This window comes from Pseudoflavonifractor sp. 524-17, assembly GCF_009935845.1.
In the GTDB taxonomy this organism is placed as follows: domain Bacteria; phylum Bacillota; class Clostridia; order Oscillospirales; family Oscillospiraceae; genus Pseudoflavonifractor_A.
In genome coordinates this window covers 1-24,433 of record NZ_QWEK01000039.1, presented here as the reverse complement: position 1 = coordinate 24,433, position 24,433 = coordinate 1, and the positions used below count along the sequence as shown (strand labels likewise).

General features: G+C 57.2%; 24 protein-coding genes. 6 read left to right on the top strand and 18 right to left on the bottom strand.

What is annotated here, in order from left to right:
- Positions 1-2 precede the first annotated feature (2 nt).
- The 5 genes from D1159_RS13645 to D1159_RS13625 form a co-directional block, all read right to left on the bottom strand.
- The gene (locus tag D1159_RS13645; RefSeq protein WP_161846218.1) at positions 3-1,949 is read right to left on the bottom strand and encodes a V-type ATP synthase subunit I; all 1,947 of its coding nucleotides are present in this window, start codon (positions 1,947-1,949) and stop codon (positions 3-5) included.
- On the bottom strand, positions 1,949-2,263 hold the full coding sequence (locus D1159_RS13640; RefSeq protein ID WP_161846217.1) for a hypothetical protein: 315 nt from the start codon (positions 2,261-2,263) through the stop codon (positions 1,949-1,951). Before D1159_RS13640 ends, D1159_RS13645 begins: the two co-directional genes overlap by 1 nt.
- A 28-nt stretch (positions 2,264-2,291) precedes the next feature.
- On the bottom strand, positions 2,292-2,477 hold the full coding sequence (locus D1159_RS13635; protein ID WP_161846216.1) for a hypothetical protein: 186 nt from the start codon (positions 2,475-2,477) through the stop codon (positions 2,292-2,294).
- 163 nt (positions 2,478-2,640) lie between these two features.
- On the bottom strand, positions 2,641-3,729 hold the full coding sequence (locus D1159_RS13630) for a putative glycoside hydrolase (RefSeq protein ID WP_161846215.1): 1,089 nt from the start codon (positions 3,727-3,729) through the stop codon (positions 2,641-2,643).
- Between the two features lie 53 nt (positions 3,730-3,782).
- Entirely contained in the window at positions 3,783-4,229 is a 447-nt protein-coding gene (locus D1159_RS13625) for a MarR family transcriptional regulator (RefSeq protein ID WP_161846214.1), read from the bottom strand.
- A 1,099-nt stretch (positions 4,230-5,328) separates the two neighbouring features.
- Between D1159_RS13625 and D1159_RS13620 the strand changes: the two genes are divergently transcribed.
- Positions 5,329-5,727, top strand: a complete 399-nt coding sequence (locus D1159_RS13620; RefSeq protein WP_161846213.1) for a hypothetical protein — start codon at positions 5,329-5,331, stop codon at positions 5,725-5,727.
- A gap of 46 nt (positions 5,728-5,773) precedes the next feature.
- Here the strand turns inward: D1159_RS13620 and D1159_RS13615 are convergent, their stop codons facing one another.
- Positions 5,774-6,034, bottom strand: coding sequence for a TIGR03905 family TSCPD domain-containing protein (locus tag D1159_RS13615; RefSeq protein WP_161846212.1), 261 nt, complete (start codon positions 6,032-6,034; stop codon positions 5,774-5,776).
- Between the two features lie 172 nt (positions 6,035-6,206).
- Between D1159_RS13615 and D1159_RS13610 the strand changes: the two genes are divergently transcribed.
- On the top strand, positions 6,207-6,737 hold the full coding sequence (locus D1159_RS13610) for a hypothetical protein (RefSeq protein WP_161846211.1): 531 nt from the start codon (positions 6,207-6,209) through the stop codon (positions 6,735-6,737).
- Here D1159_RS13610 and D1159_RS13605 read toward each other — a convergent pair.
- From D1159_RS13605 to D1159_RS13555, 12 genes are all read right to left on the bottom strand, one after another.
- The gene (locus D1159_RS13605) at positions 6,727-7,641 is read right to left on the bottom strand and encodes an RluA family pseudouridine synthase (RefSeq protein ID WP_161846210.1); all 915 of its coding nucleotides are present in this window, start codon (positions 7,639-7,641) and stop codon (positions 6,727-6,729) included. The two genes, D1159_RS13610 and D1159_RS13605, sit on opposite strands and share 11 nt — an antisense overlap.
- Positions 7,642-7,717: 76 nt before the next feature.
- Complete coding sequence (gene proS, locus D1159_RS13600; protein WP_161846209.1) at positions 7,718-9,154, bottom strand: proline--tRNA ligase; 1,437 nt, start codon at positions 9,152-9,154, stop codon at positions 7,718-7,720.
- 228 nt (positions 9,155-9,382) lie between these two features.
- Positions 9,383-11,704 (bottom strand): S-layer homology domain-containing protein, encoded by a 2,322-nt coding sequence (locus D1159_RS13595; protein ID WP_161846208.1) that lies wholly within the window; start codon positions 11,702-11,704, stop codon positions 9,383-9,385.
- Positions 11,705-11,874: 170 nt separating this feature from the next.
- On the bottom strand, positions 11,875-12,678 hold the full coding sequence (locus D1159_RS13590; protein WP_161846207.1) for a Cof-type HAD-IIB family hydrolase: 804 nt from the start codon (positions 12,676-12,678) through the stop codon (positions 11,875-11,877).
- A 235-nt stretch (positions 12,679-12,913) separates the two neighbouring features.
- Positions 12,914-15,973: a phosphodiester glycosidase family protein gene (locus tag D1159_RS13585; protein ID WP_161846206.1), complete on the bottom strand. Its 3,060-nt coding sequence runs from the start codon at positions 15,971-15,973 to the stop codon at positions 12,914-12,916.
- A 136-nt stretch (positions 15,974-16,109) separates the two neighbouring features.
- Positions 16,110-17,354 (bottom strand): radical SAM family heme chaperone HemW, encoded by a 1,245-nt coding sequence (gene hemW / locus D1159_RS13580; protein WP_161846205.1) that lies wholly within the window; start codon positions 17,352-17,354, stop codon positions 16,110-16,112.
- A gap of 588 nt (positions 17,355-17,942) precedes the next feature.
- On the bottom strand, positions 17,943-18,164 hold the full coding sequence (locus D1159_RS13575; protein WP_161846204.1) for a type II toxin-antitoxin system RelB/DinJ family antitoxin: 222 nt from the start codon (positions 18,162-18,164) through the stop codon (positions 17,943-17,945).
- Between the two features lie 20 nt (positions 18,165-18,184).
- On the bottom strand, positions 18,185-18,670 hold the full coding sequence (locus D1159_RS19735; protein ID WP_243152294.1) for a hypothetical protein: 486 nt from the start codon (positions 18,668-18,670) through the stop codon (positions 18,185-18,187).
- A 3-nt stretch (positions 18,671-18,673) separates the two neighbouring features.
- A complete protein-coding gene (locus tag D1159_RS19730; protein WP_279280097.1) occupies positions 18,674-19,141 on the bottom strand; it encodes a recombinase family protein in 468 nt (155 codons plus the stop codon).
- A gap of 136 nt (positions 19,142-19,277) precedes the next feature.
- Positions 19,278-19,967, bottom strand: a complete 690-nt coding sequence (locus tag D1159_RS13565) for a VanZ family protein (RefSeq protein WP_243152292.1) — start codon at positions 19,965-19,967, stop codon at positions 19,278-19,280.
- 184 nt (positions 19,968-20,151) lie between these two features.
- A complete protein-coding gene (locus tag D1159_RS13560; RefSeq protein ID WP_161846203.1) occupies positions 20,152-21,396 on the bottom strand; it encodes a hypothetical protein in 1,245 nt (414 codons plus the stop codon).
- On the bottom strand, positions 21,380-21,946 hold the full coding sequence (locus D1159_RS13555; protein WP_161846202.1) for a sigma-70 family RNA polymerase sigma factor: 567 nt from the start codon (positions 21,944-21,946) through the stop codon (positions 21,380-21,382). The genes D1159_RS13560 and D1159_RS13555 overlap by 17 nt, the downstream gene beginning before the upstream one ends.
- A 929-nt stretch (positions 21,947-22,875) precedes the next feature.
- Here D1159_RS13555 and D1159_RS13550 point away from each other — a divergent pair.
- From D1159_RS13550 to D1159_RS20240, 4 genes are all read left to right on the top strand, one after another.
- Entirely contained in the window at positions 22,876-23,160 is a 285-nt protein-coding gene (locus tag D1159_RS13550) for a TnpV protein (protein ID WP_161846201.1), read from the top strand.
- Between the two features lie 85 nt (positions 23,161-23,245).
- Complete coding sequence (locus D1159_RS13545; RefSeq protein WP_161846200.1) at positions 23,246-23,467, top strand: hypothetical protein; 222 nt, start codon at positions 23,246-23,248, stop codon at positions 23,465-23,467.
- A gap of 142 nt (positions 23,468-23,609) precedes the next feature.
- Positions 23,610-24,149: a response regulator transcription factor gene (locus D1159_RS13540; RefSeq protein ID WP_347563695.1), complete on the top strand. Its 540-nt coding sequence runs from the start codon at positions 23,610-23,612 to the stop codon at positions 24,147-24,149.
- A gap of 15 nt (positions 24,150-24,164) precedes the next feature.
- Complete coding sequence (locus D1159_RS20240; protein WP_347563694.1) at positions 24,165-24,275, top strand: helix-turn-helix domain-containing protein; 111 nt, start codon at positions 24,165-24,167, stop codon at positions 24,273-24,275.
- Positions 24,276-24,433 lie beyond the last annotated feature (158 nt).

The following is a 24,433-nucleotide window of genomic DNA, read 5'->3' as shown; positions in this document are numbered from 1 at the left end:
TGTTATTTCTCTTCTACGTCTACAAATTTTGTGGTGATGTTCAAAGGACGGAAGGGTACGCCGCCGTCCTCGTAGAACCGGCCGAAGAACTCCAGGCACTGCAGGCGCATATCGTGGACGAAGCAGCCCAGGATGTTCAGGGCAAAATTCAGCGCGTTGCCGATCATAGCGATGATGACAAAGGCAACCACGTTGCCGGTAATGGCGCCCAGCTGGTTGAACACCTGGGCCACCACCGCCCCCGCCAGCATCAGCGCCATCAGGCGGGAGTAGGACATGATATCGCTGAAGTAGCCGGTAATCCCGTTGTACAGGGAGCCGAAGATGCCCATAATTTTGCCTACAATCCCCTTCTTGCCGTAGCTCTGGGTGATAACGAGCACAATCAGGGACGCAATCAGGCCGGGGCCCACCATGCCCAGGGCAATGCCGCCGCCGGCCAGCAGGAACACCAGATACCAGGCGCCCTCATTGCACAGGGCGTCCATGGTCTCACCCCGCTTAATCTTCTTGTACATGCTGATTCCCATACCGGTAAAGATCTGCACCACGCCCAGCGCCAGCGCGCCCATCAGCACCACCAGCGCGTCATCCAGAGGGGAGAACAGGGCGGGCAGGGCGGTAAAGGTGGTATTGGGGTTGATGATATGGGCCAGCTGGGGCAGGAAGTCGCCAAAGAAGCCGCCGGTCAGGGCGCCCATAATAAAGGTGCTCACGCCGCACAGCCCCAGCAGGGGGAACATATGCCGCACGGTGGGCCCCTTTGGCTTGGTCTTCTTGATGACCAGGGCGGAGATGAGCATCATCACCAGCCCGTACCCCATATCCGCCATCATAATGCCGTAGAACAGGATAAAAAAGGGCGCCATCAGGGGGTTGGGATCCAGCGATCCGTAGGCCGGCAGGGAGTACATATCCGTGACCATGCTCATGGGGCGGGTCAGGCTGTTGTTTTCCAGCTGGACCGGCACGGTGGGATACTCCTCCTGGGCGGGGTCCTCCGTCTCCCAGGCGCACAGATAGGGTTTTAAGCACTCCTCCAGCCCCTTGACCTCCTTAGCGGGCATCCAGCCCTCCAGGAAGAAGACGGACTGGGTGTCCAGCAGGCGGCCCTTGGCCTCCTCCCGGCTGATCTCCTGGGCGGCCCGGTCGGCGCAGCGCTGGAGCACCAGATGCTCGCCCCCGCGCTTGCTCAGCCCCTCCTTCACCGCCTCGGTCTCTGCCGCCAGGGCGCTGATCTCCGCGTCCAGACGGCGGTCGTTCTCCTTGGCGGTGCCGGTCCAGCCCCGCAGGCCGGCCCGGGTGAAGGCGTACTCCTTCAGCACCTCGTTCACCGCCTCCTCCGCGTCCCGGTGGAACACCAGCAGGAGATAGTGGGCCTCGGTGTCGGAGCTGACGTGGGTCAGCTCCTGCAGATCGGTGGCGGCGTCCAGCCCGCCCTGGAGCTCCTCCAGCTTGACGGTGTTGGGCACGGTGCCCAGCACCACCGCCATCTCTTTGGTGGAAGCTGTATCCAGCGGCACGTCCAGATCCAGCCAGGGGGCCAGCGTCAGCTTCTGCCCCCGCAGCTTGCTCTGCTCGGCATAGAGGGCGTGGATCCGCCGCTCGGCGTCGTTCACCTCTTCGGCGGTCTTCAGCGCCGCGGCGTAGGCCCCGTCGTCAAAGAACTCCTTCTCCGAGATGACCGGGCGGCTCTTGAGCAGGCCGCCCTTCACCGGCGCGTACTTTTTCAGCACCTCCAGGGCGGACAGGGCGGACGCCCCGGCCTCTCTGGCCGCGGTGAGGGCCTGGCCGTCGGGGCGGGACACCCCCGCCCACTCCGGGTCCTCCAGCTTATCCGCGGTCTCGCTTACCTCCACGCAGCCCGCGTGCTGCAGTACCCGCAGGATGTCTTCCCTGTCTGACCTCATGCCAAAGAGCCGCAGCCGCTTCATTTTGACAATAGCCATCAGACATTCACTACCCTTCTGACAATTAACGCGGCGGCGTCCTTCTTGCGGCCCCGGGCCGCTTTCTGAAGGGCGTCACAGGCCTGCTTTGTCTCCGCCACAACCTTTTCCGCGTGCTTGGACGCTTTCTCTTCCGCTGCTTTCATGTACTCCCGCACCTGGGCCTCCGCGCTTGTCCGGGCGGCAGCCACAGCCTGCTCCCCGGCCTGTCTGGCGTCCGCCACTGTCTTCTTAGCCTGGGCCTGGGCCTCCGCCCTGCGCAGCTGGGAGCTCTCTTCTGTCTGCGTCACTTGCTTGATTCCTTCCAAAGACATTTTTTCACCGCCTTTCTCTCCAATCTCTTCACATCGCATAAACCATAGACACTTCCCCAATTCTATTGGAATCATACTTGAAAAATGAATAAATTGCAAGTTTATTTTTTGCTCTATTCTTTTTGAGTCCCGCGGTTTTGGGAACTTTACCGCCTGCATTTCCCAAAAACCTGTTAAATTTTTGACCTGCCTGTCCTTTTTCTCTAATTTCCATTCAATTCTCTACAGTTGCCCCCAAAATCGCAAAAAAATGACCAGCTTTTTTGTGTACTTTTTATGCTGCTAGGTTCACCTTCCTTCTTGACTTTCTCAGATCTCCCTGACGGTACGCCGGGCGGCGCAGGAAAACTCCTGCGCCGCCCGGTGTTTTGTTTACTCTACCGCTCCATAACGGCCCAGCTCTCCGCCGGGCCCCCGGCCTGAGAGACCACAGGCACAAAGTTCCGCTCCGGTTCCTCCAGCCCTGCCGCGGCCAGGGCCTGGATCCCCTCCTCCGGGCTGAGGTTTTCCAGGGGGCACCAAACCCGGCCGGCACTGCCTGCCAGCCCCGTCAGGCTTTGGCCGCTGGTCTCGTCCACACCGTTGACCAGAACCCCCTCGTCGGTAAGGATGGACAGGGTGACCTCCGGATAGTCCGCCAGGGCCCCCTTCACCTGGGCATAAAAGTCCTCCACAATAGCCTGGAACTCCTCCCGGTTGTAAGCCGCCCCCTTTTTGATATAGTTCAGCTTCCCTGTGGTGGGGTAGGCGCTGTAGTCCAGCAAAATTTCGTCAAACCCCAGCTCCGCCAGCTCCACACACACATCGGTCACATACTGCCGCGCCTCCGGGCTGGTGGGGCTGATCCAGCGGATCTTGTCCCCGTCCTGCCAGTTGTAGCCGCTGTTGGTCTTGATGGCCAGAGAGCGGTCCCCCCGGGGGGCTGTGTTGTCCCGGAAGCAGCACACCCGGGCCACCGTGTACAGCGGCCCGTTGTTCAGGGCCTGAATGGCGTTGTTGCGCTCCGGCTCAGAGGCGGAGGACTTTACCGTCTTGGCTGTCTCCAGGTCGGACACATAGCCCAGGGTGCCCTCGTCGTCCTTCATGTCAACGATTACCGCGTTGGCTCCCGCCGCTTCGGCCTTCTCCTCCGCGGCGCCGTTGAGCACATCGGCCCGATCCACCCATACCGCCTGAAGGGGCTTCTCCGGCTCCGGCGTGGGGGTGGGCTCCGGCGTGACAATCACCAGCGGCTCCGAGGGCGGCGGAGGCTCGCTCTCCTGGACCTCTTCTGTCTCCTCTTTGCCGAAGGGCAGCTCCAGACGCACCCCGTCCCCAGAGAAGACCAAATGGTCCTCCAGGAAGAAGAAGAGCGCCAGCGCCGCCGCCAGAATCAGCGCCAGAATGACAATAATCACCTTCAGGGCCCCCTGGCCCCGGGGGCGGCCGCTGTACCCGGCATAACCATAGTGATTCCGCTTGCTCATAACCCCGCATCCCACCTGTTTCTACACATTACATTCTCACACACAAACCGGCTCTAAGTCCTGCCTGGCCCCTCGCAGGCCGCCGCCAGCACGGCGTCCAGCTTGCGCAGAGCCTCCGCCACCATGTTCTTGTCCTCTGGTGACATTGTGTCCAGCAGCGAGTTAAAATAGCCGCTGACATCGGTGGCCGCCTTTTCGTGCAGCGCCTGGTACTTCTCCGTGGCGGAGACGTAGATTACCCGCCGGTCGTTTTCCGACCGCTCCCGGCGGGCCAGGCCCAGCTTTTCCAGCCGGTCCACAATGCCGGATACCGTGCTGTTGGCGCTTCCCGTCCGCTCCGCCAGGGCGCTGATGGGGATGGGCCCCTCCTCCCCCAATACATTCAGCACCAGCGCCTGTGGGAAAGTCAGGTTCAGCCGGCCAAAATGGGTGCGAAATTGCTGGGACATATGTTGCGTGACCCGCAGATAGGACATCAGGACACTCGGCATCTCTTCCATTCGATCCCCACTCCTTTATGTTTTTATATAGAGGATATCCTCTCTGTGTTCGTTTGTCAATTCTCCGCTTTCTCTATATTTTGGGCCAACATTTTGTCAATTTTACCGGATGTGCCCTCCGTCCTTTTTCAGGAATGAGGTAAAACCGCCCACTCTCCCTTTTAATTCGCCCCCATTCTACAATATCAATTTTAAAAAATTGTGAACAGATTGTCAATAATCCAATGAAATTAAACCTCTTCTTTTCCTTTGACTGGCTGGAGGGATCCAGGAGGAAGGGGAGCGGGTTCTATGTCAACCCCTCCATTTTGTCAAAGGACGTCCAAATCTTTTATAGCGCTTATTATTTTTTTGCTTGCATTTTTTCTTTTTACGTGATATACTACTATCAAGCTATAGCTTAACTAAAACTAACTTTATAGAAGGAGGCATTACCATGAAAAAATTAGCCACTCATTTTCGTCTTGCGCTGCTCTTAATGGTTACATTTGCTCTCCTAGCCATTCCTGCATTCGCTGCAACCCCTGCTATCGTATGATGATAGTGAAGCTGTTCTGATCTCTTCGACACCGTTTACCATTCTTTTAGATAAGGATCATAATCTTGTTGACGTAATAACAGGTGATGAACCTATCCCGCTCTCCAGTTATCACGATGTCTTCGTTGAGTACCACTGTTCTGGCTCCTTCAATCTGTACCGTGCCCCATCTAGTGCCACTCCATACTTTGTACGTCTTGAACTCTCCACCTATAATAACTATTCCATATCCAGAGTCGCTTTTAAAATCCGTCCTAACGACACTACAAAATGGAGTTCTCTGGACAAATCTTATTCCAACTCCCCAAAAAGCATTGCGGAAACTCTCACTTTCTCCTACACAAAATCTCACCAGGAACTATCTGTCGACGTGAAAGACTTACAGATTTGGACTGATACCGGTTTCGTTGTGGATGATTATTTCATCTCTGTTCCTTTCACTTTAGATACTCAATAGTTTCTCTAAAAGCACCATTTGGTTTACCCTATGTAATACACCAAATGGTGCTTTTGTTACTTCAACAATTTTTCTCAAGTACATTTTTAAAATTTGGTGGTATTATGAAAAAGAAAATACACATTCATTGGTACAACCTGCTGCTGTACTCCCTTATCATTGCAGTCCTGATTCTTGTCGACTACCCCGCTCTGATTACCCGTCTGAAGCTTTGGGTTCTGTCCATAGTTCATCTCACCAGTCAGAGCGGGGCTTCTGTCTATGGGGCGTTTCTTCTGCTGGGCGCCGCCGCCGGCATTATGGTCAGTCTTCTTTTGTTGATTACCGCAAAGAAAACGGTCATCCCCCGGCTGATCGCTTTTATCGTTTCCCTGGCTGTCTGGCTGTTTGTTCCCTATCCTCCCATCACCTCGCTGGCCCTGGGGTTCCACTGGTTCAGCGCCCTGCTCCTCCTCCCCTCCCTTCTCGTCAGCCCGGCGCGGGTTATCTCGGTCTCCCAATAATACAGCAGGCGCGGCGAATGGAATTCGCCGCGCCTGCTTGTCTGATTTACTGCGCTTTCTCCAGAGGGAGGGCCTGCCGCAGAGCCCGGGTGAGCTGATCGGGGCAGGAGGTGGGCTTGCCGCCGCAGCGGATGCCCTCCAGCCGCTCCACCACGTCCTCCGCCCGCATCCCTACCACCAGCCGGGAGATGGCCTGAAGATTGCCGGGACACCCGCCCTGTATCTCAACGGCGCGGATTACCCCGTCCTCCACGTCAATTTTCATATGCCGGGAGCATACCCCCTGGGGGTTGAATTCAATGGTCACGTTCATTTCTCTCCTTCGTTCAACAGAAAAACCTATGGACGGCGGTTATTCTACCACACCGGCGGAAAATCCGCAACGGTTTTTCCCCGCTGCCGGCCTTACGGACTGCCGCCCCGCGTGGTATCATGGCCACAATCTTATCATTGCCGCCAACCAGACAGGAGGTGCGCGCATGACGGAACCGGAGGTAAGCCTGCGCCTCGCCCTGTACTATCTGCGCCGCCGCCTGACCCGGCGGGAGGTCCGCGTCTCCATTGACGGCGCGCACATCAAAACCGGGAACACGGTTCACTTTGATATCCGTGGATTTTTATCGGAGCAGGGCTGTACCAAGGCAGACGGTGACCTTCACCGCTGGCAGGGGGGCTACCGCAGCGGGCAATTTGCCCCCGCCCTCCTGGTAGACTCCCTGCCGGGAGCCGGCGATGTCCGGATTGCTCTGCCAGATGGCCGGACTTTATACGTGGAGAGCAAGAAGAGCCGGCCGGGCCCTCCGTCTCATGAGTACTCCCTCATGCGGGAGGCCATTGGCCAGCTGATGACCGGCTGTCCTATGGATGAAACCATCCTCCCCGCCGTGGCGGTTCCCCGCACGAAAAAGAGCCTGGAGCTGGCCCAGCGCTGGTCCGCTCTGGCGCAGATCCAAAAAGTAGGCATCCGGTTTCTTCTGGTGGGGGAGGACGGCTCCATCTCTATGTTTTGAGCAGCGCCGCCATATCCTCCGGCAGAGGGGTTGTCCAGCGGAGGAATTTTTGGGTGACTGGGTGGACCAAAGCCAGCTCCGCCGAGTGGAGCGCCGGGCGGGAGATGAGGCTTTTATCCTCCTGTCCGTAGAGGAAGTCCCCGGTAAGAGGACAGCCCAAGTGGGCCATGTGGACCCGGATCTGGTGGGTGCGCCCTGTGTCTAGGGCCAGCTTTACCAGGCTGCGCACCCCCTTTTTCAGTACCTGATACCGGGTCCGGGCGGGCGCGCCCTCGGGCTGTACCTCCCGCCGCAGGATGGAGTCCGCACTCCGGCCAATGGGGGCGTCCACCACCCCCGCCTCCGGCACAGGGCACCCGCCGCACACCGCCAAATAAATCCGCGCAAAGGCCGGCGTGTGGAGCTGCCCCTTTAAAATCTCCTGGGCGTGGGCGTGCTTGGCCACGCACATCAGCCCGGAGGTCCCCCGGTCCAGCCGGTTTACCGGGCGGAATTTTGCAACTTGGCTTGTCATTTTGTAATAATTTATTATAAAATTACCTAAAGTATCGTCAAAATGTCCCGGGCCAGGGTGGACCGCCACGCCGGGGGCCTTGTTGAGAATAAGAATGTCCCCGTCCTCGTAGACAATATCCACTGCGCCGGGGGCAGGCAGGACGGAATCATCCCACTGCGTGTCCCCCACCCGCACAGACAGAATCTGCCCCGCCTGTGCCTGGGCCCGCACGGTAACCGGCTGTCCATCCAGCAGGATGCCTCCCGCCGTCTTGGCCCGCTTTACGCTGGTCCCTGACAGGCGCAGCGTCCGCCGCAGCAGCGTGTCCACCCGCTGTCCCGCCTGCTGCGCCCCCACCGTCAGTGTGAGGCGGCGGGGGCCCGCGCCCGATCCCGCTGCCAATTCCATATTTCCCTCCTTTCACAGTCTCGGCCCCCGGCGGAATGGTTCCGCCGGGGGCCGGTTGTGCCAGAACAGACAGAAGTCAGTATGCCACGCCCCAGTAGACCATATGCTTGGCGGGCTTGCCGCAGCAGGCGCAGGTGTCGCCCAGGTGCTCCTGCTCCAGGGGGATGCACCGGGAGGAGACCCCGGCCTCTTCCTTCATTTTCAGCTCGCAGGCCAAGTCGCCGCACCACATGGTCTTGGCGAATCCCCCCTGGGCGGCCATCTTCTCCTTGACCTCCTCCAGGGAGGAACAGGCGTAGGTGTTCTCCTCCAGATTTTTCAGGGCCTTGGCGTACAGCCCGTCATGGATCTGGTCCAGCATCTGCTTCACCGTTTCCTCAATGCTGTCCAAGGAGACGAACTGCTTCTCCCCGGAATCCCGGCGGACCAGGACGCACTGGTTCTTCTCCATGTCCTTGGGGCCCAGCTCCAGCCGGAGGGGGACGCCCTTCATCTCATACTCGGCGAACTTCCACCCCGGCGACTGGTCGGAGCTATCCATTTTCACCCGCAGGCCGGCCTTTTGCAGCCGCTCCACTACCGCCTGGTTGGCCTCGATAACGCCGCTCTTGTGCTGGGCCACAGGGATCACAACTACCTGGATGGGAGCCACCCGGGGGGGAAGAACCAGTCCATTGTTGTCGCCATGGACCATGATGATGCCGGCGATCATCCGGGTGGACACCCCCCAGGAGGTCTGGAAGGGGTGGTGGGGCTGGTTGTCCTTGCCGGTAAAGGTGATATCAAAGGCCTTGGCGAAGCCATCGCCGAAGTAGTGGCTGGTGCCGCCCTGGAGGGCCTTGCGGTCGTGCATCATGCACTCCACGGTGTAGGTGGCCTCGGCGCCGGAGAACTTCTCCTTGTCGGTCTTGCGGCCCTTCACCACGGGGATGGCCAGCACGTCCTTATAAAAATCGGCGTAGATGTTGAACATCCGCTCGGTCTCCGCCTTGGCCTCCCCGGCGGTGGCGTGCATGGTGTGGCCCTCCTGCCACAGGAACTCCCGGTGGCGCAGGAAGGGGCGGGAGGTCTTCTCCCACCGCAGCACGGAGCACCACTGATTGTACAGCTTGGGCAGGTCCCGGTGGGAGTGGATGATGTTGGCGTAGTGCTCGCAGAACAGGGTCTCGCTGGTGGGGCGGATACAGTAGCGCTCCTCCAGCTTGTCGCTGCCCCCGGTGGTCACCCAGGCGCACTCGGGCGCAAAGCCCTCCACGTGGTCCTTCTCCTTCTGGAGCAGGCTCTCAGGGATGAGCATGGGGAGATAGACATTCTCGTGGCCGGTCTTCTTAAACTCGCCGTCCAGAATATGCTGGATGTTCTCCCAGATGGCGTAGCCATAGGGACGGTAGATAAACATGCCCTTGATGGAGGAGTAGTCGATGAGCTCCGCCTTTTTGCACACGTCGGTAAACCATTTGGCGAAGTCTACCTCCATGTCGGTGATCTGTTCCACCTTTTTGTCCTGTGCCATATGCTTTCAATCCTTTACCAGTTATTCAAAAGCGCTGAGATGGGGGAAACAAGCAGCCCGCCGCCTTAGATCCTGTATTCACAACCTCAAACGACCGGCTGGGCGGGTCTTTCCGGCCATACTGCGTTGAATTTTCTTGAAATACATCCAGTATTCCTGCGAAAATTTGCCTTGTCTGGTCGGGAAATCCCTCGCCCAGGCGGCAGTTTCGGTTATGAATACAGGTTCTTACAGCAGAAGCACCAGAGTAGCCCGGAAGACCAGGCCGTCATAGGCGCCGAAGCACATCACGCCGTCGCCGGTCTCCAGGTCGCTAAGGGACAGTGTGGTGTTGGTGGAGGCGGTGGAGCGGATGACGGCGTCCCCCACGTACACGGTCAGGGCGGTGGAGGTGTTGTCATCCCGCTGGACCAGCAGCTCCCACTCGCTCCGGTTTACATACAGGATCGTACCGGTGAGCTGATTGGCCTGGGCGGTGCCGCGGGAGACCTCAATGGAGAGGATCTGGCTGCCCTCCAGCACCATGTCGATCTTGAATCCGGGCTTGAGGGAGTCAATAGATACCGCCTTGCCGTTCTGGGTGACGGAGACGGTCTCATCCACCAGATAGGCGGCGGCGGTGTTGTCGTCCAGCAGGACCTCAATGGTAGTGCCGCTGTTGTCCAGGCTCACCTTCTGGATGGTGCCGGAGGCGTTGGCGCTCTTGGGGGTGGCGTCGATGCGGGTGACGGCGTTGTACCGGATGGTAAAGACCGCCTCGTCGCCGCTGCGCAGCTTGTCAACGGTGGTGCGCACCTTATTCCGGTACACCAGGGGCGGGGCGTTGAGATCCACGTCATAGTTCACCACAGTACCGTCCCGCTGGGCCAGCTGAATGGTGGTGGGACTGCCGTACAAAATGGCCTGGATGGTGCCCTCCACCGTGACGGATCCGGGGGAGGCGGCCACGTAGAGGGCGTTGCCGTCGTCATCCAGACGGATGGTGACAAAGTCGCCCTTGTGGAGATCGCTCACGTCCACCAGGTTGCCCTCGTAGGTCACCTCGGTGCCACTGAGGAGGGAATGTGAGGTGGTTTTCCCCTTCAGTGCCTGTTCCACGGTGAGTTTGCCGTAATTTTTCGTGCTGATGGTGCGGATGGAGCCTTGGATGTACTCGGTCAAGGTGTCTATCTGCACCTCGGACACCTGGGTGCGGTCCTCAGTGGACACCCGCAGGGTGACAAAGTCCCCGATCTGGCTGGAGCTCAGCGCCCCGGAGGAGCCGTTGACCAGCACAACGGCTCCAGCAGGGATGGCATACTGGGTGCGGGTGCCGTTCTCCCCGGTGAGCTGAATCTGGGCGCCGCCGCCGGCGTTGAACTTCACGTCGGAGAGAATCCCCTCCTCCGCCTGGGTGCCGCCGGAAAAGCGGATGGCCGCCAGATGGCCCATGGCGTCCACAAAGCACTCCGCGGAGGTGTAGCCGGCGGAGGCGTCCAGCAGCTCCAGCCCGCCCACCTGACTGCCGTTTTGAATTTCAATGAAGCGGTCAGCCGGGAGAGTACGGGCCACCCCGTCCTCCCGAATGGTAAGGCTGTCCTTCTGAATGCTCACCACAGGGCCGCTGACGGTGGTGAGGGCGCCGCCGATGCGCACACTGGAGGCAGTACCGTTGTTATTCTGGTTCACCCGGACATAGATCCCGTTTTTCAGGGCCGAATCGGTAGTGAGCATGTTGTCCTGATAAATTTTCACATTGGATGGGAGGGTGACGGTGCGGATCGTGCCCAGAGGGCTGGCCAGGCTGAGAACCGTATTGCCCTTACTGTTGGCCTGCACCGTGCGGATGACGCCCCCTACCCACTTGTTGGTGGTATACTGCGGCAGCTCCACTGAGATGCCCCGCGCGGTCATGAACTCCAGCCCCCGGCGCAGCAGAGAGGTCATGGAGGCCCGGTTCAGGCTGCTCTTGGGCTGAAAATTGTTGAACTCGTCCCCCTTCACAATGCCGTAGTTGCTCAGCACATAGACATAGGGCTGTATCTCCTGGGAAATGGCGCTGGTATCGGCAAAGTCCAGCGTATAGGTGGTCAGATGTTCCGCCATGGGGGCCAGCTGCATGGCCCGGGCCAGGTACTTGGCCACATCCTCCCGGGGGATGGCGGACATCAGGCCGTCCCGGTTGGTCAGGGAGCGCAGCTCGTCCATGGAGATGATGCCGGTGGCCAGACAGACGGACAAATCGCTGGCCGCCCAGGACATCATGGACGCGGGCAGCACCATGCGCAGCTCGTCGGTCCAGTCGGTGACGATAAGCCGCTTGGTATTGGAGTCCAGAACGGGAATGCGGGCGCAGAAGAGCAGCGCCTCAATGGTACTCATGGCGGCGTCCGGCTTGAAGGTGCCGTCGTTATATCCGCTCACAAGGCCCTGGGTGCTCAGATACTCCACATCGGCCTGGGCCCAGTGGTTCTGCATATCGGTAAACCGGGCCGCCGAGGCAGGGACGGACAGCATGCCCGCCGCCAGCGCCAATGACAGCGCCATAGATAACACTCGTTTTTCTCTCATGATACACCTCCGAATTGCGCTGTTCCGCCGCCCCTGCGGCCGCTGGGATGCGGGGCGTCAGTCATATACTCCAAATTATACCGGCTTCGCCTGGAAAAAGCAACGGGGGCCGGCGGATTTTCCGTCCCGCGCCCATTATTTCCGGCGTCCTGCCGCCTGCCGCAAGCCGCTCACAGCCCCAGCACATGGCGGATCGCCTGGGCCACGCCGTCCGCCTCATTTGCAGCGGTGACGTACCGGGCCAGGGCCTTCACCTCGCCGGGGGCGTTGCCCATGGCCACCGGCATCCCCACCGCGGACAGCATTGCCATGTCGTTGGGGCTGTCGCCGATGGCGATTATCTCCTCCATTCCGATGCCCAGGCCAGCCGCCAGGGCGGCCAGACCGGTCCCCTTGTCGATACCGGCGGGGAGAATTTCAAAGTTATTCCAGGCGGAGGAGGTAAGGGTTACCTCCGGACGGGCCCGCACCCCCTCCAGAAGGGGCGGGAAGCAGGCCGGGTCGCCGCAGGCAAAAATTTTATTCAGGGGCAAATTACCCTCCTGAAAATACCGCAGGGGGTGCTCCACCACCCGCTTGGCGCGGTGAAAGCCCTCGCTGGGATAGGCTTGAAAGATTGCAAGAGACCCGGGATTGACCAGCAGTTCGCTGCCGGAAAAGTAGACGAAGCCCAGGGGCTGGTCCTCCAGCAGCGCCAGCAGGGCCAGGGCGGCGTTTTGGGGGATCTCCCACAGGCGGGTATTGCGCCGCTGCTCCAGATCGGCCAGGGCCGCGCCCCCCTGACAGACTATCATCGGGTCGCAGCCAATCTCCGCGGCCACCTCCTCCGACTCCTGCCAGGACCGGCCGGTACACAGCACCACCCGCAGCCCCGCGGCTTTGGCCTGGGCGATGGCGGCCCGGTTGGCGGCGCTCACCCGGCCGTCCTTCCCCACCAGGGTCCCATCAATATCCAGCGCAATCATTCGATACATGTCCATACTCCTTTAACGCTTGACTCATTTTTTCACAGGTCTGATTATACGCAATTTCTCTCCTGGAACGCAAGGTATGTTCCCCACAAAAACCCCGCGGGAAATGGAGGAAATCCCGGTAAATTCAGCGGTATAATCAAACAGCCTGAAAAGAATCATGGATTCTTTTCAGGCTGAGCGTGTCGGAAAAGCCTCGCAGCCCGGCTGCCGGAAAAGGCAGCCTGCGGGCCTGTGATTACAGCATGGAGTAGAGCAGCACCGCCACCTCCGCCCGGGTGATGGGCTGCATGGGGTTGATGCGGTTCTGATAGCCGGAGACAATCCCCTGGCTCACCAGAGAGCGCATGGCGTGCAGCGCCCACGCCGGCACATCGCCGGCGTCAGCATAGGCGAGGGGCTCTGCCGCGTAGCCCCGGGCCTGGGTCCGGTCCAGGATGGCCATGACCTCGGCCCGGCTGATGTTGGCGGCGGCGTTGACCTTCAGGCCGTCTCCGTTGTCGGTGCCGCTGAGGATGCCCAGACTGTACATCGCCTTAATCTCATCCATGGCCCAGGGGGGGATGGCGTCCACATCGGCGAAGGGGAGAACCACATCGGCAAACTGGCTCAGATCCAGGTCCATCCACCGGGCGGTCATGGCAAAGAATTCCCCCCGGGTGATGTTCCGGTCGGGACTGTAGAGCAAAATCTCCCCGGTGCCGCTGGTGACTCCCCGGCGGTAGAGATAGGTGGCGTAGGTGGCGGCCCAGTGGCCGGCCATGTCCGCAAAGACATTCTGCCGCCCCGGGTCGGGGGCGATGTCCGCCGACGCCCGGGCCAGGTTGCCGCTGTTGTCGGTGACGGTGACGGTGACCCGGTGGGCCATGCCGTCCGGCTCCGGCAGGGTGGCGGTGAGAGTGTTGGCGGCGGTGTCCCAGCTCTTCTCCACCACGGCGCCGTCATAGGTCAGGGTGACGTGATCCCCGGGAATGCTGCGGTCCATATTATCGCTGGCGCTGGCGGTAACCTGCCGGCCGCTGACCTTGACGGAGACCTCAGGGGCCTCGCTGTCCCGCTCCGGCTCGTTGGATGTGGTAAACTGATCCAGCCAGAGGACGCCCCGGGCACTCTCGCCGCCGCCGTAGACCACGGACAGGCGGGTGAGCTTGGCCGCCCCCTCCGGCAGGGTAACGGACACATGCTTCCAGCCGGTAAAGTCCAGGCCGGTGAGAACGACGGGGATCTCCTGGCCGTCCTGGGCGGCGATGGCGGCGGTCAGGGTATTGCCGGATCCATCCCCATACACCCACACACCCAGATACTGCTCCTCCTCCCGGATGGTGAGATCCGCCGTCAGATCGGCGGTTCCGCCGGAGCTGTCATAGGTCAGCTTCAGGCTCTGGACGCCGTTGTGGACATGGGCCAGGCTGGTCTCAATCCCGGCGGAGGCGGTTTCGGTATCCGTAAAGGCGGAGGCGTCTGCCTCGCAGTCCTCCACGGTGAAGACATGCCCGGCGATGCTCACCGGCAGGGAGACCGACTTTCCGCCGGCGCTGACCGTAATGATGCCGCTGGTGGCGTTGCTGCCGGCGGTGAAGACCCCCTCCTGGTCAATGACCCCCAGGGCCTCGGGACAGCTCCAGGCATAGCAGCTGTCCTGAGACAGCAGTGGGAGCTTGCGGTAGACGGCGGCGGCCTTCAAATCCACTTGCTCTCCGGGGATAAGGTTGAGGCTGGTCACCGGCGCGCCGGTCTTCTCGTTGCTCAGGGTGATGGCGTCTGGGGTTTTCACCACCGTCATGGAGGCGCTGCCCTCCACAATGCCGTCGCTGGCGGTGACCAAAGTGACGCTGTTCTCCCCGCCCGCGGTAAACAGTCCGTCCGCGGTGACGGTGCCGTCCCCGTTCTGGATGTAGTAGGAGACCATCTCCGTACCGGCCATTGGGTAGAAGGAGGTGTCCAGCGCCTCGGCGCTGAGCTGGATGCTGGCCCCAGACAGGAGCATGGCGTCGGTGGGTGTGACGTAATAGCTGCCCAGCGTGTTGGTGGCGGGCAGGGTGGTGGTAAGAAAGATAGCGGTGCTGTTGGCCCGCTGGGCCCCTTCAGAGGGGCGGTTCAGGATCTCCATGGCGCTGTCGCCGGGATAGGTTGCCCCCAAAGTGGTGGAGCCGCCCCCGTCCAGGGCCACAGCCTCCACACAGCCCAGCTCCCGCAGGCGCATGGCCACCTGGGCCAGTGTGCAGCCCACGCTGTACCCGGAGGCGCCGGCGTCAATGGTATAGAAGATAACCGTGCCGTCCTCCTTCAGGCCGATGGCGGTACGGGCCCGGTTGCCGGAGGCGTTGGAGTCCCCCTGGAAGCTGTTGTAGTCAATGGTGCCGCCGTTGAGCAGGCGGCTGGGGGCGCCGATGCCGTTCACCGCGCCCAGCCAGCGGGCGTCGGGGCTGGAGATGTCAAAGCTCACCGTCTCCCCCGGCTGAAGGGCCTTGAGGGCCTCAATCAGGGCGGCGTCCCCCTTGCCGTTGATGGTGAGCACCAGCTTGCCGGCGGGGATGGGGATGGATCCCTCAGACTCCAGCACCTGGTCTACCGTGCAGGTGACGCGGCCCCCGATGGTGAGCTGGCTGCTCTGCACCAGCACGGAACCCCCGGCGTCCACCACCTCCTGCCCCACCTGATCCACCACGGGGGTGAGGATCACATCCACCCCGGGGCTGGTGTTCTGGGTGCTGGCGGCAAAGTCCTGGGTAAGCAGGGTATATCCTCCCAGCTCGGTGCGTATCTTATTGATGCCGCCCCCCAGGGGATAGGTGCTGTCGTGAAACGAGGCCTTGAGCGCCAGGGCGGGCTTGCCGATGAAGGCGGTGCCGTCGGAGCGGAAGCCGACCCCGTAATACCACGCGCTGGCGGGTCCGGCGGCGGAGCGGACCACCCCGTCGGTGAGCACCAGGCCCACCGGGGATCCGGTGGCCATGGCGTAGTAGTCACCGTTGATGCCGCCTACCACCCGCTTGCCCTGCCCCTCCAGGGTCTTGGCCATGGCGGACAGGGTCTGGCGCTTGAGGACGCTGTCTCCGTAGGCCACTGTAGGGACGATGTCCTCACTGGGGGTGTAGGTGAGATAGCGCTCGGTGCGCAGGTCGGAATATGTATCGCTCCAGAAAATCTGGCGGCTGACGGCAGCGCCGGGGGCAAGGCCCACCTTCCCCCCATGGATATCATGCCCCAGCGCCTCCGAGGCCATGGCCGCCGGGCCGGCGGCCATCAGCAGGGCCAGGCCGGCGGCGGCCGCCCGTTTGAGCCGGATATGTTTCATTGCTACCTCCTTTGGATCAAAAACAGCGCCCGGCCTGGGTCTGTTGCGGCCGGGCGCGCAGGACGTAAAAGAATACTGGTATCATAACACACCGCGCAGATTTTGTAAACAGCGGCGGGGGAAAATCAGGCTGCCATTATTTCCCCTTTCTTGGCTTTCGCGGCGGCTTTTCCGGAGGCTGAGGGGCGGATTCCCGCTCCTGGCGGAGCTTGGGCAGGAGCACGTCCAGGGCGGCGTCCTCCTGCGCCTCCAGAAGGCTGCCGATCAGCTGGTTGGATACCAGAAAGCCCTTGGGCGTAAAGTACCACCGCCGGTCCTGCCGGGCGGCCCAGCCGTGGCGCTCAAACTCCTCCAGCTTCTGCTCGATGGGGTCGAAGTTCATAAAAAACTCCCGGCGGTACTCCCACTCCTCAATGCCCCGGGTGGTGCGCAGGCGGAGCATCAGATATTCGCCCCCCCGCTCCCGCTGCGGGATGAGGTCGGAGCTGTCCACAATGCAGCCGCCCCCCTCCAGCACACCGCTGACGTAGGCGTCCAGATCCCGCACGAAGGAGTAGCGCCGTCCGCCGAAGTCGGAGTGGGCCCCCGGCCCCAGTCCGATATAGGGCCGGCCGATCCAGTATTTCAGGTTATGCCGGGACTGGAAGCCGGGCCGGGCGAAGTTGGAGATCTCGTATTGCTTGTACCCCGCCTGGGCCAGCCGCTGCACCATCCACAGGTACATATCGGCCTGCTGATCGCCGTCAGGCAGGCCCTCCCCCCGGGCGGCCCGGCCCCAGAGAGGGGTGCCCTCCTCCAGCTTCAGGCCGTAGCAGGACAGGTGCTCCGGCTGGAGGGCGACCGCCCGCTCGACGGTCTCCTGCCAGCTGGCCAGGTCCTGCCCAGGCAGGCCGTAGATCAAGTCCAGGCTGAGGTTTTTCAGCTTTGCCTGTCTGGCCCAGGCCACTGCTTCCGCCGCCTGGGCGAAGGTGTGGGGCCGGTGAATGGCGGCCAGCTCCTGGTCATTGGCGGACTGCACCCCCAAAGACAGGCGGTTTACCCCCGCCCGGCGCAGCTTTGCCAGCATCTTTTTGTCCACGCTGTCCGGATTGCACTCCACGGTGATTTCCGCGTTCTGGGCCACGTCAAAGCGCTTTTCCACCTCGGCGAGCACATTCCGCAGGCGCTTTTCCCCAAAATAGCTGGGGGTGCCGCCCCCCAGGTAGATGGTGTCCGCCTGATAGCCCTGGGCCAGAGAGGCGGTCTCCCGGATATGGACCAGAAGGGCTTTCAGGTAGCGGTCCATCCGGTCCTCCCGCCCCGCCAGGGAATAAAAGTCACAGTAGTCGCACTTGCTGCGGCAGAAGGGAATGTGGATGTAGATTCCGATTTTTTCCGGCATAGCTGGACCACCTCGCTGTCTTGTACGCTGGGTCTGTCAGTGCCATTATACCGCTTTTCTTTCAAATTGAAAATAGGCAGCCCTATTTTCTCATATTTTCTCACGTGTGTACTACAAAAAAAGACCTGCCTCCCAAGGGAAAGGCAACGTATGGAATGGGTCAGATGGATGAACAATGTTAAGAACAGGGCAGAAGAAATGACCTGCCACGAATTGATTTATAACTGATGGCAACGGCAGCAGGAGTTTCCTGCCGCCGCATTTTTATGTGTATTCCTCCAAATGGGCCGTCAAATCTCGTCCCTTAGCACATACCGCCCAAATATAAACTATTTGTTCCTTTTCATTGACAGAATAGAGAGTTATATCATTGCGGAACGTGAATTGCCTAATCCCCTTAGCGCTCCACTTCTGGACATGATAAAGGGGGTATTTGTAGGGAAATTGAGTTAAATCTTCCAAGAATTCCGTCCTAAGCTTCAAGTACTATTTTCTGCCAAACCAGGATCGTGAAAGCTGAGGGAAATATAGTCCACCTTTTCTTCCATATCCCGGATAGCAGATCCAGTATAAATAATCTGATACTTTTTATTCATGACGGAATTTTACCTTCAACCGTTCATCTGTTTCAGTAAGTTCCTCCCAAGATTTGAGGGTGGAACGGAAGGGCATCCCACCCGCCAAAAGACTCTGCTGTGCGAAAATGCGGACAGCTTCAGCAAAAGATGTGCCAAGATTACGGTAAAGTTCTTCGACGTTATTTTTGATTTGACCATCCATACGAACCTGCAATGTAGCGTCCATGGACATAAGGCCACCCCCTTGTAATGCTATTGTACTACACCGACCGCTGAAATGTCAATATTTGACGAGGTTTCCCAAAAGGATAAAGTAGTGACCGTTATCAAACATAGTAAAACGTCTTTGACAATGGTATAATGCGAAGTAAAAATTTTTAGATTTTCCAGATAGCCCGATATGCTATCAAGCTGAGAGGTTGAAACAGAATTAGCGGTGAGGTCGGCCACCAGCTTTAACTGCTTTTGCCGTTCTGTGTCCAATTCTTCAATCCGGCTATTTGCATATTGCAACAAGAGAGGGTTTGCCCCGGTCAGTGTGTCAATCAGCTTTTCAATCTCGCTTTCGATTTTGGCGAGTTTGGCGCGGGCGGCGGTGAGTTTTGGATTGTACCCCTCCGCCTTGCCGCTCCTCAGCGTCTGAAATTCCCGCATCTTCTTTACCATTTCATCATACACCGGTTTTTCCAGTTCCTGCCGTGTCAGCGTTCCGGGCCCCGGACAGCTTTTGTTTTCCACGCGCTATCTGCATCTCATGTACGTCACCCCGTTTGCGGCGTTCAGACCTACTAATGCATATCCGCAGCACCCACACTTGATTTTCCCCGCCAGCCATGTATTGTGACATTTCCGGCCATTCTGGAACGTGGTATTTTGGGATAGCTTGTGCTGGACGTTCAGCCAGAGCGCCGAGGGGATACGGCCCTTGTGGGGAGCGATAACAAGAATATTCTCCTCCCCCTCCCGGCCCTGGTATAAGTAACAGCTATAATCGCCCGTGAACAATTCCGGGGGGCTTTCGATTTTCGCGCCCTGTGCCTTGAAGTGTTCGTAAATATCCATGTCGGCCTGGACGTAAACCGGGTTCCGCAGGAGCTGCGCCACAAATCCCCGTTTCAGCGTTTTCCCGTACACTTGAATTTCATTCTCGGTGAAATACCGGGTAATATCGCCGTAGGAGGTTTCGGGTTCCGCATACATTTCATACATCAATTCGGAAAATTTTTTGATAGCGGGAGGGATGCCGCTAGGCATGAAAAGGGGGCGGCACTGTGAAAAATACCGCCCCGGCTTTGGGACATTTTGTCCCAAACTTCATTTGGACTATGTAGGAAATACGTCCCGACTATTTCCGGCCCCAGTGTTGCCCTCTCATATACCACCAGAAAAGCGGACAGAAAAGAGGGGTGACTTGTTTTGAAGTGGTTCTTCTGATTGCTTTTATCCCGACAGCAATAAAGAAGCCAATTATAATTCCCAGAAAGTTACAAATCAAGTCATCAATATCGAAACTTCTGCCGAGAATAAGCTGGAACAGTTCTACGATAATCGGGACTGCTGCGGCCATTGCAAAAATATTCTTGCTGTTCAGCTTTTCGGTGACAAATGGGAGGAAAAAACCAAATGGTATAAACATCAAAACATTGCCGATAATCATCTCTTTTACCCAACTGCCGAGAGAGTATTCACCACTTAGACACTTCACGATAGTAGGTATCAAGTTAATCTCACCGAGCTTAAAAAGCGGCACCATTTCTTCCCACCAGCCGAAAAAAATACCATCAAAAATGTCCAGCCAAAAACCTATTGGCAGGATAACAAGGCTGCACAGTCCGGTCAGATAACACACAAACAGCAACCGCATCGTTTCTGACATCCATGCAATATTGCCGTTCCTTTGCTTTAAGAATACTAATCTGCAAACTGCATACAAAATCCCAACAACAATCGTAATCGGTACAGCTTGCAAAAAGTAACCTAAAATTGTGCCGGAGTTCATTTCCATTCTAAATGAATTATATATTACAAGAAACATATGTCCCTCCACAAACTTCTGATTTATCTATTTGCTTGGAAATCAAGTATAGCATACTTTTATATCGCTGTCTATTCCCTCAGCTTTGGGACAAAATGTCCCAAAGCTGAGGGAAATTTATTCGTACTTATTAACGATAGCGGCTACTGAAAATAACGGAGGGAACTGGATGTCTATTCCATCATTATTCAGTGGGAAGATTGTAGTAAAAACGGCTGTTCAAGACATCCCTGTCCTTGTAGTAGTTATAGATATTCTCCACGCGCCTCCAAATCTGTTCATCAAAGTAGATGTCGCTCCGCTGGCTGACCATGCTCTCCGTATGCTGGCGGAGATTTGTGTAAAACAGGTCAGTCACCTCGTAGCAGACATACTGCTCATCTTCATATACTTTGTACTGCTCCAGTTCACCAAAAGTCATGAGCTGTCCGTGGATAAAGGCAATATCCTCTGGACTTTGAATGTCCTTCACATTGTAGGTAAGGAAGTAAAGCAGGGGGATATCTACGCCGCCATCAACCTCTCCTTTGTGCTGGGGAACATACGCGCTCAAAACCAAGGCTCTTTCGCCTTCGGTAGAGCCAACCGGGATGCCATAGCCATCAAGGCTGCGCCAGTGCAGACCGGTCAGCCAGTGTTGTGTCTCCAGAGGAGCAGTCCCATCAAAGATAACCTCCGGGTTTAGCCCGTCAATCGCCAGGGGAGCCTCTACTGCGGGGACTACATCCCGATCCAGTGTGGTCAACAGTTCTTGGCATTTCTGAAGGTAACTGCCCGCGGCCTCTCTCCGCTCGTCGATATTGGCAGGATAGGTTTCAAAATAAGGCCGCAGTTCCTCCATAATTTGTGCAGCCAGTTCTCTGTCGGCCTCGGCAGCAGGAATGGGGAGCGGCGTCTCTACCACCGTTTTGATTGGCTCCGCAAAAGAAACAGAACACATCCAGTCCTGTCCAAACACAAAATTGTTGTTCGTCAGCACGAAATAATAATGGTCATCGGTGAGCGGCTGTTCCAGCACATCCATGTTGTACGCTTGGGAGAGATCCACCGTCATCACGCCGCTGGTATGCGCTCCGAACTCAGTGCCGCTGAATACAGTCTCGCCAGAGGTTGGAACGATTTCTTCGGCGGTAGACCATTGCATCAGTCTCAACTGCGGCTGGAAACTCAGATTTTTATTTGATCGGTTTTCTACTTGAATGGATACGAGGCCATTCCCCTCATAGGTGGCGGAAAGGCTCAAATCATCTCCGTCCAAAGAAGAAAACAGGCTGACCGCAAAGGCAGTCGTTGTGAGGCAACACACCATCACAGCCGCCATAAGCACAGAGACTCCGATAGGACGGCGGCGGGATACCAATTCAGCGCCGGTTTTTTCCTCGAAAATATCTTTTATGTTCTGCAAATTTGTTTTACTGAAAGAACTCATATTGTCCTCCTTCTGAGCGCGTAAGCATCTCACGCAATCTCCGTTTTGTTTGGTACAGCCGGTTGTCGATTTGTTTCACACTCATATCCAGCGCCAGCGCGATTTCTTTGGGCTTTTGATTGTAGCAATACCGGCGAATCAAAATTTCACGATCCGGTTCACCAAGAGCGTTGACTGCCGCGAGCAAGGCTTTGCGTGTCTCCGCCTCCAGAACGGCATCCACAACACTGAGCTGGTCGATAAAGTCTGTATCTTCCAGAGGGAGTGTATTGCGCTTTGTAATTTCCCGATATCGGTTCACAGCCTGTGTGCGGGCAACGATAGACAGCCAGGTTTTCAGTTTTCCCCGCTGGTGATCGAATCTTTCCGGATGTTCCCATACGTAGATGAATGTATCAGCAACACATTCCTCCACATCTTGAACTGACCCGATATGGCTCAAAACTGCCTCTGCCACCGACCATAACAGCTTAGAATACTTTGTGATTGTCTCGGTAATCGCTGCTTCGTTTCGATTTTTGATGGCTGTTATTATTTTTTCATCATTCAAAAACTTCACCTCCTGTGTTGATTGACCGGTCATATATAGTACGTTAAAAAATGAAAAAACACTGAAATTTTTCTGGAGCTTTTTGAGAACATCTGCCTTGATTTATTTTACACCTATTTCGCTTACTATCAATATATCATGCACTTGTTCCCATTTTTCTTTACGACTGAATATGAGGTAACCTCTATCTTTGAGATAAAATGTCCCAAAGCAGGAACCCTCAATGTTAGCATTTGTGGAACGAATAGGGCGCAGAACATATAAACATACCACCCCCTTGCCAAACACGCCCGGAAACCCTTAATACAAGCGGCTTTCAAACGCCTAAATGCTAACAGTCCAGCCGTGGAAAATAAGCGATTTTTACAGCGCGTTCACCCCTATCCCCCCCTTTCCCATTCATGGGAAAGGGGGCGGCTCTGGAGGATATATCCCCCGCCGCGCCGGAGGGATAGCACAGCCGGGGCAGACCGTCAAGGGCAAGCCGCCGCAAGCGGCGGTGCTACGCATCCTTGACTGCCCACTCCCGCCTGTGCTCAATAGTAGGCGGCGACGGGGGATATACCACCAGAGCCACTATGCAAAAATGCGCGGGGACAACGATAGCTTTGGGACATTTTGTCTCAAAGTTGCTATGGAGATAATTTGTCTTTTCGGGTGGAATGGCCGGGGTCTGCTGGGGGCCGCTTTGATAACCAAAACAGGGTGGCCCCCAGTGGGCCCCGGCCATATCACAGAAAAAACCGCCGCTTTGAGTTTCCCCAATAGTGGCGGTTTCGTGTAGGTTGGCTCCATTCTTTAAGTGTCGTGTTATTATGCCCTTGTCAAATACGCTAAGGAATAAAAAGCAAAGCAGATGCCCGCATATAGAAGCTGGTGCATCTGCTTTTCCCAATTCTGTCTGACAGTCTGCCATTTATTGATTTTTCTTGCGACTGTCTTACGGATACCGCCCTCTTCGGCGCGACTACCTCCGGGAGTATAAGCCCGGACTGTGGATGGTGCTGGTGAACAGCGGCAAGCTGGCCGATCATCTGAAGGGCATCGAGCGGATGGCGGAGCAACGCGTGGACACGCTCCTGCCGCAGTTGATGAAAGCCGCTGGCGTGACCGAGGAATTGAAAGCCCGTGACCAGATGGCGTGGGTAGGTCTGGTCAATTACTGCTGGGCACGAGCTGACGAGATCATCCTGGCCGATCTGGTTTATGCTTGAGGGGGCGGGGCTGGTGCTGACCTTTGAGAAAGTGATGGAGGTTTTCAAGGACTAGCTTACCGAGGACATCCGATATGAAATAGTCATGACCTCTCACGGCTACACAGTGCTGGAATGGGATTCCAGAGCCAACACCTGGGCAGGCGAGGAACTGTGCGCTACACCGGAGATCATGCGGGATGTGCTTCTGGACTGCTTCACCGGGTATCTGGAACACAAAGCGATCACCGCCAGTGGGGAAATCACCAAGGCTGAACAGGAGCGGATCACTGCACAGCGGCAGATGTTTTTGGAGAAGCTGCAATAAAAATCGGCAGCGGCCTGGGGATAATGCCTGGGCCGCTGCTGGCTTAACCGCCAATATTTTGATGCCGATAATTTGAAAAAGATAGAAAATTCCATACTCTCTCCACATTGCCATGTTACACTATGCCGAAGGAGGTGCGCCAATGGCAACTTTACTAATCGTTGAGGATGATATTGATACCAACGAGGCCGTCTGTGAATATCTGCAAGACGCTGGACACCACACAATCTCCGCTTTTGATGGTGACGAAGCAATAACCCTGTTTTCTGAAAATAAAATTGATCTTGTTGTGCTGGATATTATGTTGCCCACCATCACAGGGCTGGCCGTCCTAAATTCCATCCGCAAAACGAGCCAAGTTCCGGTACTCATGCTCACGGCTATGGAGGACGAACAAACCCAAGCCGCCAGCTTTGACGGGCAGGCCGATGACTACATGACAAAGCCGTTTTCTATGGTCATCCTGGGAAAGCGGATCACCGCTCTGTTGCGCCGGAGCAATCCGGCTGAAAAGGTAGACGTATGGACATACGGCGATCTGACTGTCAATTTCTCCGGCTATTCCGCCCATGATGCCAGCGGAGAATTGGAAGTCACCGCAAAAGAACTTGATCTGCTGAAATTGCTGGTTGAGCATCAAGGGCTGGTGCTATCCCGAACACAAATTCTGGATGGTGTATGAGGCGATAACTCCTATGTGCTTGACCGGCTGGTTGATACCTACATCAAGAACCTGCGAAAGAAGTTACACCTGGACTGTATTAAAACGGTCAAAGGGATCGGATATAAACTTGAGGACAGCCAATGAAAAAATTAAAGATTTTCCCTAAAACATTTCTCTATACTTTGGGCCTGATGTTGATTATAGTGATAGTACTTGAAAAAGCACAAATCGAAGTAGTATAATGGAGATATGAGTTATCCAATAAAATACAGAGAACGAGCAATAGAATATCGCAAGGAAGG